Source organism: Pseudomonas sp. (assembly GCF_036404235.1).
GTDB lineage: Bacteria > Pseudomonadota > Gammaproteobacteria > Pseudomonadales > Pseudomonadaceae > Aquipseudomonas.
The window spans coordinates 1-8,551 of sequence record NZ_DASWOT010000200.1 but is presented as its reverse complement, the minus strand read 5'-3'; the positions used below and the strand labels follow the sequence as shown (position 1 = coordinate 8,551).

The following is an 8,551-nucleotide window of genomic DNA, read 5'->3' as shown; positions in this document are numbered from 1 at the left end:
CGGCACCACAGGGCAAGTCCATCACCAGGCCTGGCTCACCCGCTAATGCCAGTGCGCGCCTGGCCAATTGTTCATCCCGGCGATGAGACAGCGTGCGCGCCAATCCATCCTTATGCTTGTGCAAATATTTTCGCGCATGGTCCTGATCATATTTACGCGAAAAATCCAGCTCTATCCGCTTGCTCATGAGCGCCACTCCTGAAGATACCGATGTCACGGTAAACAGTGAGGCGTCATCTTCAGGTCACGCGGGCGTGAAAAAAATGTCACGGCGACCGGGAAAATGTTACGGGGTTTTACAATGTTTTGTAGCTAGCAAAGGGCCACTTCCGCAGAATGTCGCCATACTCTTCTGGGAATGACCCTAAAACCGCAAAAATTAACCTGTTGTTGTTTTCAACCCCACGCTGAAACGGCAACCATTGGGCTCCATCGTTTCCAGGCTTACGGTCCAGCCTTGGTTCTCGCAAATCCGCTGCACCAGCGACAGCCCCAAGCCCAGTCCCTCACCGCGTTGCTCATTGCCGCGCACGAACGGCTTGAACATAGCCTCGCGTTTCTCCTCAGGGATACCCACGCCGCTGTCCTCGACGAGAAATCCGTCACTGTGCAGTGTCAGACGAATGAAACCGCTGTCGGTGTAATGCAGAGCATTGCGTAACAGGTTACCCATGACGGCATAAAGGAAGGTTGCGTTATAGGATGTGTCCGATAAACGTCCGGGCGAGTAAATCAACTGCAGCCCCTTGTATTCGATCGGCTCACGCCACAACGCAATCAGTTGCTCGGCGGCGGCCTGAAGCGTCAACTGTGGATTCATACCGGCGTCGTCCCGCTGAGTGCGCGCCAGCATGAGGAATGTCTGCACCAGATCGCGCATTTCCTCGCAGGCCCGAGCTACTCGCTCTACCTGAGCCTTGGCACGCTGATCGAGCGCCGGGTTTTCAAGCAGCAGCTCACAGGAACTGGCCAGCACCATCAATGGCGTGCGCAATTCGTGACTGACATCGCTGGTGAACATACGCTCGCGGGTCAAGGCGTCACGCAAGCGCCCCAGGGTAGCGTCAAAGGCCACGGCCAGCTCACCGACTTCATCGGCGGCGTAATCCGGTGCAAGCGGTGGAGCCAGACCCAGCAACTGGTCGCGGTGGCGGACCTGACGAGCAAGCCGCACCACTGGCGCCATGACACGTCGGGCGAGAATCCAGCCCAGAAACACTGCCAACGCCAATGCCAATACAAAGCCGACCAGCACTACGGCAAACAAGACACGCTCGCGCTCTTCAAAATCGCTTTGGTCCTGCAGCAATACGTAACGACGGCCGTCTACCACTTCAACCATGGCGTGGTAGGACAACGGGCCACGAAAGACTTCATGAAAGCCTGGCTCAAGATGACGCAGGTCTTTTGGCAGATCGAAATCACCCGGCCCGCCGCTGAAATAGAACAATTGATCCGGCTCGGGGCGATGACTCCAGTCGCTGACGTTGTCCATCAGCAGTAGACGCGTCAGGTCGCCGCCCAGCCCCGCTGAAATCAGCTTCTCTTCCACCAGGTGTACTGTGGCAACGATACCCATGGCGAACGACCCGGCCACCAACGCGCTCATCAAGGCAAAGGCGATGATGATCCGCTGGGCAAGGCTTTGCTTAAACTCCATCACGGCCCTCGGCCAGGCGATAGCCCACGCCATGAACCGTCTGCAACAGAGGCTTGGCAAAAGGCTTATCGATCACCTGACGCAATTGGTGAACGTGACTGCGCAAGCTGTCGCTGTCAGGGCAGTCGTCGCCCCACAGCGCCTCTTCAAGGATTTCCCGACGCAGCACGTGCGGGCTTTTCTGCATCAAGACCGCCAACAACTTGAGGCCGACGGGGTTGAGTTTCAGCAGTCGGCCTTCACGTGTCACTTCCAGCGTGTCGAGGTCGTAGATCAGATCGGCGACCTGCAATGTGCGCTTGCCACCACCTTGAGCCCGGCGCAGCACGGCCTCAATCCGCGCGGCCAACTCAGACAACGCGAAAGGCTTGAGCAGGTAATCGTCGGCACCGGAACGGAAACCCTGAAGGCGGTCGTCCAATTGGTCACGCGCAGTGAGCATGATCACCGGCGTATCGCGCCGTGCATCTTCACGCAGACGCTTGCACAAGGTGTAGCCATCAATGCCGGGCAACATGACATCGAGCACGATCAAGTCGTAATGCTCGGTGGCGGCCAGATGCAGTCCGGACAGCCCATCCTGCGCGCAGTCGACGGTATAGCCCTTCAAACCCAGATAATCAGCCAGGTTTGCGAGGATGTCGCGGTTGTCTTCAACCAGCAGAATTCGCATGGGCGCACGTTCTCCATATGCTGTGTATGAGCTGAGCTTTCTTCGTTCGCGTCGGTATGAATCAATCCGCACAGGGCTACGACAAAGTCAGAGTTGGCGGCAGCTTAAGGCGAAGTGGCCCACAGGGAAAGCGCCGCAATGCATAACGTTTTTTTCACTCCCGGTTCACAGGCTGGCGACAGCATCCCATATATTCTGCCGCCCATCCTCGGCCCATGTCCGAGTACTTCCTGACATCATCTCTGGATCAGACATGCCAACAGCCCTCGAACGGCCTTACTCACGTCCGCTTAATTTATGGGTATGCCTTGGCATACCGGCCATAACGGCCATGGTGCTTCTCCTGCTGGAACTCACATCGCTGGACATGGACATCGCCAAAATGGTGTATGACCCGCTCAGCGGCAACTTCATCGGTCGTCACAGCTATTTTTTGGAAAACGTGCTGCATGATCGTGCCAAACAGGTAGTGATCGCGCTGGCCGTATTGTCGTTTGTGGGGTTTGTCGGGGCGTTCTTCATTCAACGGCTCAAACCCTGGCGCCGCGAACTGGGTTGTCTGGTGCTGTCGATGGCACTATCGACCAGTTTTGTGACCCCCGTGAAGGTCGTTACTTCCGTGCAGTGCCCATGGAGTCTCACCGAGTTTGGCGGCAAGGAAACCTATAGCGAATTGCTAAGCCCTCGTCCCGAGACTGACAAACCTGGCCGCTGCTGGCCTGGCGGTCATGCTGCCACCGGTTTTACGCTGTTTGCGTTGTTCTTCGTATTGCGTGACCGCAAACCGAAACTCGCCAGAATGGGGCTGATCTTCGCTTTTGGTCTAGGGACAATATTTTCCATCGGTCGCATGCTGCAAGGGGCGCACTTCTTCTCGCACAACATTTGGACGGCCGTGTTTTGTTGGCTGATTTGCCTGGGCGCCTATTATGCCGTGCTGTATCGCCCGGTACCGAAGAAAGCCCAGGTGCTGAATAGCCAAACAGTTTCGGGATGAGTGACACACAATACTCCGTCTAGGAGCTGCCGAAGGCTGCGAACATGGGGTATTGATCCTCCTTTCAAAGCAAAAAAAACCCCGCCGAAGCGGGGTTTTTTGTACATCGGGGTACGGCTGGCTTACATCATGCCGCCCATACCACCCATGCCACCCATATCTGGCATGCCGCCGCCAGCTGGACCTTTGTCGTCAATCACATCAGCGATCATCGCTTCGGTGGTGATCATCAGGCTGGCAATCGAGGACGCAGCCTGCAGAGCAGAACGAGTCACTTTAGCCGGGTCCAGGATACCCATTTCGATCATGTCACCGTATTCGCCGCTAGCTGCGTTGTAACCGAAGTTACCGCGACCTTGCTTGACCTTATCGACAACAACACTCGGCTCACCGCCGGAGTTGGCTACGATCTGGCGCAGCGGAGCTTCTACGGCGCGGCACAGCAGAGCAATACCGACGTTTTGGTCGCTGTTGTCGCCTTCCAGAGCAGCGATAGCCAGCAGAGCGCGAACCAGTGCCACGCCACCGCCAGGTACCACGCCTTCTTCAACGGCTGCACGAGTTGCGTGCAGGGCGTCTTCAACGCGGGCTTTCTTCTCTTTCATTTCAACTTCGGAACCAGCACCGACTTTGATCACTGCAACGCCGCCAGACAGCTTGGCCAGACGCTCTTGCAGTTTTTCTTTGTCGTAGTCCGAAGAAGTATCACCGATCTGCTGACGGATCTGAGCGATACGACCGTCGATGTCGCCACGAACGCCAGCACCGTCGATGATGGTGGTGTTTTCTTTGTTCAGCACGACGCGCTTGGCATTACCCAGGTGTTCCAGGGTAGTGGTTTCCAGGCTCAGGCCGATCTCTTCGGAGATAACGGTACCGCCGGTCAGGACTGCGATGTCCTGCAGCATTGCCTTGCGACGGTCGCCGAAGCCAGGAGCCTTGACCGCTGCAACTTTAACGATGCCGCGCATGTTGTTCACAACCAGAGTCGCCAGGGCTTCGCCTTCAACGTCTTCAGCTACGATCAACAGCGGACGGCCGGCTTTGGCCACTGCTTCCAGAACTGGCAGCATTTCGCGAATGTTGGAGATTTTTTTGTCGACCAGCAGGATCAGCGGGCTGTCCAGCTCGGCAACCATGGTGTCCGGCTTGTTGATGAAGTACGGGGACAGGTAACCACGATCGAACTGCATGCCTTCAACAACCGACAGTTCGTTTTCCAGACCCGAGCCTTCTTCAACGGTGATAACGCCGTCTTTGGTCACTTTTTCCATTGCTTCAGCAATGATGTCACCAATGGAGCTATCGGAGTTGGCCGAGATCGTGCCGACCTGAGCAATGGCTTTGGTGTCGGTGCAAGGCTTGGACATTGCTTGCAGCTCTTTGACGATGGCGATGGTCGCCTTGTCAATGCCGCGCTTGAGGTCCATCGGGTTCATGCCAGCTGCGACGGCTTTAAGGCCTTCGTTGACAATTGCCTGGGCCAGAACGGTCGCGGTAGTTGTACCGTCACCTGCGTCATCGTTGGCACGGGAGGCAACGTCTTTGACCAGCTGCGCGCCCATGTTTTCGAAACGGTCTTTGAGTTCGATTTCCTTGGCAACCGACACACCGTCTTTGGTGATCAGCGGAGCGCCAAAGCTTTTCTCGATGATGACGTTACGGCCCTTTGGACCCAGAGTTGCTTTTACTGCGTCAGCCAGGACGTTTACACCGGCGAGCATTTTTCTACGGCCAACGTCGCCGAACTTAACTTCTTTAGCAGCCATGATCGATATTCCTTAAATACTTTGTAGTAACGGGAAATGCGCGGGGAATCACTCAGCCTTCGACGACGGCGAGAATTTCGTTCTCGCTCATCACCAGCAGGTCTTCGCCGTCTACTTTCACGGTGTTGCTGCCGGAGTAAGGGCCGAACACCACTTTGTCACCCACTTTCACGGCCAGCGCACGAACTTCACCGCTGTCCAGGACGCGACCTGTACCAACAGCGAGGATTTCGCCACGGTTTGGCTTTTCAGCAGCCGAACCCGGCAGAACGATACCGCCAGCAGTCTTGGTTTCTTCTTCGCTGCGACGGATTACGACGCGGTCATGCAGAGGACGAAGCTTCATTGTCGATCTCCTAATTATGGTTTTTGAACGCCCGGTATGACACCGGCGGGTTAAACATCCGGGCTTGCCGGTTACGGTTCGCGAGCGAACCGCAGAATACGGTCTGGCGAAACGCGCCAGAAACCTTGCGGTGACCCATACATAAGGGCGAGCAAGCTGATTACAAGGCTCAGGGTAGAAAATTTTTGTGACATCCACACCGCCAAAAACAGATGCGGCGCCCAAAGGCGCCGCGCAGGCTCTACCGGCCGGATCACTTGTCGCGATGTTCGAATTCGCCTTCGATCACTTCGCCTTCGATCACCTCGGGCTTGCGCCCGCCTGGACGACCGGCGCCGTGCTGGGAAGAACCCTGGGCGAAGGGATCGTCGGCAAATGCCCGCTGGCGCATGGCCTGATCTTCGGCGCGCTGACGCACCTTGGCGGCCAAAATATTACGCGTAAACGGCAGCAGACAGATCAAGCCCAGCACATCACTGATAAAGCCCGGCAACAGCAGCAGACCGCCACCGACCGTCATCATCAACCCGTCCATCATCTGCTGCGCGGGCAACTCGCCACGCGACAAGGCTTCGCGGGCACGCATCGCCGTTGCAAACCCGGCAACGCGAATCACGAACACGCCCAACATTGATCCTGCGACGACCAACAGGAACGTCGCCAGGAAGCCAATGGACATTCCGACTTTCACCAGTACGAACAGCTCAAGCACCGGAAAAAGCAGCAAAAGAAACAAAAAAACACGCATCAAATGAGTTCCTCAACGGAAGAATGCCTTCCAGTAGACCCTACGTGACGTCGCAAGCTTGTGAATTCAAGCCTCAAGCGCTTCAGCGGTTGGCCATTTTTCAGCGTGAGCCAGCTGAACCAAGGCCTGACGTACTTGTGTAGAAGTATTACAAGGCTCGCCAAAACCCAGCCAGTACAGACTATGACCGATACGCAGGTGCATACCTTCGCTGTCGATCCCCACCAGTATTGCTGGTTCGGTCTTAGGCAAACCGCACAGCTCGACATAATGCGCGATAGCCTTGGTGTGGTCCTCATTCATGTGCTCGACCATGCCGGTCTCGACGGCCCCGGCAAAGGGGTTGGCCAGCGCAACATTGTCGAGCCAATGAATCGCTCCAAAACCACCGATGAACCGATAACGGACCGGCACCAATACCCAAAAATCGAAATCGTGAGCGCTGTGGTAGCTGGCCGATTCAGGGAAGTAGCGATAATAGCGTTGCGCGGCAGCCTGGATGGCGGCCTCATCGGTTACTTTTGCCGCCTCGGCCATCACCGTGACACGTCCGACTGCCTGAACATCTTCAGCGCCCCGCTCGCCCACCAGTAATGAACATTTATTATCGAGCAATAGATTATGCGTGTGCTGGGCGATACGACTGATCAGGATCAACGGATACCCATTATCGTCAAAGCAATACGGCACGACCGAACCGAAGGGAAAGCCGGGCATCGATTTGGAATGGGTCGACAGCACGCCGCGATATTCCTTAAGCAGCAACTCTCGGGCTTGCCGGGTAGCATTAATGCTCATGGGAGGCTCCTGAAATTGAATCCGACGAACGCGCAAAAGAAGCGCTGGCAAACGCCGAGCGAAGGGCAGATACGATAAGCGTTATCGTTGGCGGGTGCCAGTTTGAGAAGGGACAGAGAGACTGACCTTAGGAGCGAATTCATTCGCGAAAGGCCAGTACATCCGACACATCAGGTTGTCTGGCCCGTCGTCTCGCGAATGAATTCGCTCAGGGAGGCGTTTACCAAGCCACACCGAAACCTGCGGTGTAACGGGTTCTATCCAGGTCGCCATCGGAGGAACCGCTGATGATGTCCTTCTCAGCCTTGACGTTGAGCGAGGCCCACTCGGTGACCTTATAGCGCAGGCCAACTTCGCTTTCGAGGCTGTAATCGGCTACGCCGCTGATCGGCTTGCCGAGTTCACCGTTGGTGAAGAACTCGAACTTTTTACCTATCAGATAACGGTTGTAATCCCAGGTACCGGCCACGGAGTAGAAATTGTCTTTCGCGCCGTTGGAATATTCGAAGTCCGTGCGGTTGACCAGTGCGCCCAGTTTGAAAGCACCTAACTCGTCATCCCAGAACTGATAGCCCGGACCCGTACCCACCACGCGCTGGCGCGCAAGGTCTTCAATGGTGTCGCGTTTGTACGTGATGCGACCGTCCCAGAACCACTTGTCGGTAATGAAACGGTCGACCGAGTATTCGGCTTCCCAGTTGTTGGTGGTGGTCCGTTCGTCCTGCGACTCGCGGTTGTACTCGCCTTTGGCGTTATGCCGCCATCTGCCGTGGGTCGCCGAGGTCCTGAACGCGATGTTGTAATCGTCGGTATCGTTTTCTGCGCGCTGAAAATCCAGCGCTGCATCGATATTGCCCTTCCAGACCAAGTCGGTGACGAGAGGCTTGGGCTTCATGATCTGATGAATACTGGCCAGGTCGACCGTCTTTGGTGAGTCGCCATTGGCCAGCGTGACTTTGCCGTCGTCAGACGCTTGCAGGGACTTGGAGATTTCGCCGTTGTAGGCATCCTGCTTGACCAATAGATGCTGATCACTTTCCAGTGTCTTGACTTCTTTCCAGTCCAGCGGAATATCACCCGCGTACTTGGTGTTCAACAGCAACTTGCCGCCATCGAAAACTTTGATCGTACCCGTCAGCTTGTCGCCGTTCTTCAACCAAACGGTATCGGCAAGCAAGGAAGAAGAAGCGCTGGTAATAGCAAGGCACAACAGGGTTCTGGACAGCATAAGCGGCGACAAGGCTCGTGTTTGCGAATAATCGGGCATTATCCGTGAGGACAACGTCTAGGCAATCCGAGGACCACCGGGCACAGGTATCAATGACCGTAGGAAATTTCCCTAGTTCCTTATCGAAAACTCTCACTTATTCTTTTAACAGGAAAGAACGCGTGACCGAACAGTCTCCGGCGCTTGAAAACCCCAGCGGCCAATCGCCCGCAGAAGCCCGAAAAACAGCGCTTTACCTCACTCTGCACCAAGTGCCAGAAGGCAAAGTCGTCAGTTACGGACAGTTGGCCGACCTCGCGGGTTTAGGACGAGCGGCACGTTTTGTCGGTCGG

Annotated in this window: 9 protein-coding genes and 1 pseudogene; 2 read left to right on the top strand and 8 right to left on the bottom strand. The window is 56.0% G+C overall.

Features of this window, described 5'->3' with window-relative positions; translation table 11 throughout:
• The 3 genes and pseudogenes from VGC62_RS25000 to colR form a co-directional block, all read right to left on the bottom strand.
• Positions 1 to 187, bottom strand: a pseudogene (locus VGC62_RS25000) (SAM-dependent methyltransferase); the annotation flags it as partial.
• Positions 188 to 379: 192 nt separating this feature from the next.
• A complete protein-coding gene (locus VGC62_RS24995) occupies positions 380 to 1,660 on the bottom strand; it encodes a HAMP domain-containing sensor histidine kinase (RefSeq protein WP_331189759.1) in 1,281 nt (426 codons plus the stop codon).
• Complete coding sequence (gene colR, locus VGC62_RS24990) at positions 1,650 to 2,333, bottom strand: two-component system response regulator ColR (protein WP_331189758.1); 684 nt, start codon at positions 2,331 to 2,333, stop codon at positions 1,650 to 1,652. The genes VGC62_RS24995 and colR overlap by 11 nt, the downstream gene beginning before the upstream one ends.
• 253 nt (positions 2,334 to 2,586) lie before the next feature.
• Between colR and VGC62_RS24985 the strand changes: the two genes are divergently transcribed.
• Positions 2,587 to 3,330, top strand: a complete 744-nt coding sequence (locus VGC62_RS24985; RefSeq protein ID WP_331189757.1) for a phosphatase PAP2 family protein — start codon at positions 2,587 to 2,589, stop codon at positions 3,328 to 3,330.
• Positions 3,331 to 3,452: 122 nt separating this feature from the next.
• On the opposite strand, the gene groL is transcribed toward VGC62_RS24985, so the two are convergent.
• From groL to VGC62_RS24960, 5 genes are all read right to left on the bottom strand, one after another.
• Positions 3,453 to 5,099, bottom strand: coding sequence for a chaperonin GroEL (groL, locus tag VGC62_RS24980; RefSeq protein WP_331189756.1), 1,647 nt, complete (start codon positions 5,097 to 5,099; stop codon positions 3,453 to 3,455).
• A gap of 52 nt (positions 5,100 to 5,151) precedes the next feature.
• Positions 5,152 to 5,445, bottom strand: coding sequence for a co-chaperone GroES (locus VGC62_RS24975; RefSeq protein WP_331189755.1), 294 nt, complete (start codon positions 5,443 to 5,445; stop codon positions 5,152 to 5,154).
• A gap of 253 nt (positions 5,446 to 5,698) precedes the next feature.
• On the bottom strand, positions 5,699 to 6,193 hold the full coding sequence (locus VGC62_RS24970) for an FxsA family protein (protein WP_331189754.1): 495 nt from the start codon (positions 6,191 to 6,193) through the stop codon (positions 5,699 to 5,701).
• A gap of 66 nt (positions 6,194 to 6,259) precedes the next feature.
• Positions 6,260 to 6,991 carry a HugZ family protein gene (locus VGC62_RS24965; protein WP_331189753.1) on the bottom strand — a complete coding sequence of 244 codons (732 nt, stop codon included), beginning with the start codon at positions 6,989 to 6,991 and terminating at the stop codon, positions 6,260 to 6,262.
• Between the two features lie 220 nt (positions 6,992 to 7,211).
• On the bottom strand, positions 7,212 to 8,219 hold the full coding sequence (locus tag VGC62_RS24960; RefSeq protein ID WP_331189752.1) for a DUF481 domain-containing protein: 1,008 nt from the start codon (positions 8,217 to 8,219) through the stop codon (positions 7,212 to 7,214).
• Positions 8,220 to 8,380: 161 nt separating this feature from the next.
• On the opposite strand from VGC62_RS24960, the gene VGC62_RS24955 reads away from it, so the two are divergent.
• The coding region (locus tag VGC62_RS24955) for an MGMT family protein (RefSeq protein WP_331189760.1) at positions 8,381 to 8,551 on the top strand (171 nt) is incomplete at its 3' end.

Coding starts and splice junctions, on each gene's coding strand:
- VGC62_RS24995 (WP_331189759.1), bottom strand. CDS start 1,660: ATGGAGTTTAAGCAAAGCCTTGCCCAGCGGATCATCATCGCCTTTGCC.
- colR (WP_331189758.1), bottom strand. CDS start 2,333: ATGCGAATTCTGCTGGTTGAAGACAACCGCGACATCCTCGCAAACCTG.
- VGC62_RS24985 (WP_331189757.1), top strand. CDS start 2,587: ATGCCAACAGCCCTCGAACGGCCTTACTCACGTCCGCTTAATTTATGG.
- groL (WP_331189756.1), bottom strand. CDS start 5,099: ATGGCTGCTAAAGAAGTTAAGTTCGGCGACGTTGGCCGTAGAAAAATG.
- VGC62_RS24975 (WP_331189755.1), bottom strand. CDS start 5,445: ATGAAGCTTCGTCCTCTGCATGACCGCGTCGTAATCCGTCGCAGCGAA.
- VGC62_RS24970 (WP_331189754.1), bottom strand. CDS start 6,193: ATGCGTGTTTTTTTGTTTCTTTTGCTGCTTTTTCCGGTGCTTGAGCTG.
- VGC62_RS24965 (WP_331189753.1), bottom strand. CDS start 6,991: ATGAGCATTAATGCTACCCGGCAAGCCCGAGAGTTGCTGCTTAAGGAA.
- VGC62_RS24960 (WP_331189752.1), bottom strand. CDS start 8,219: ATGCTGTCCAGAACCCTGTTGTGCCTTGCTATTACCAGCGCTTCTTCT.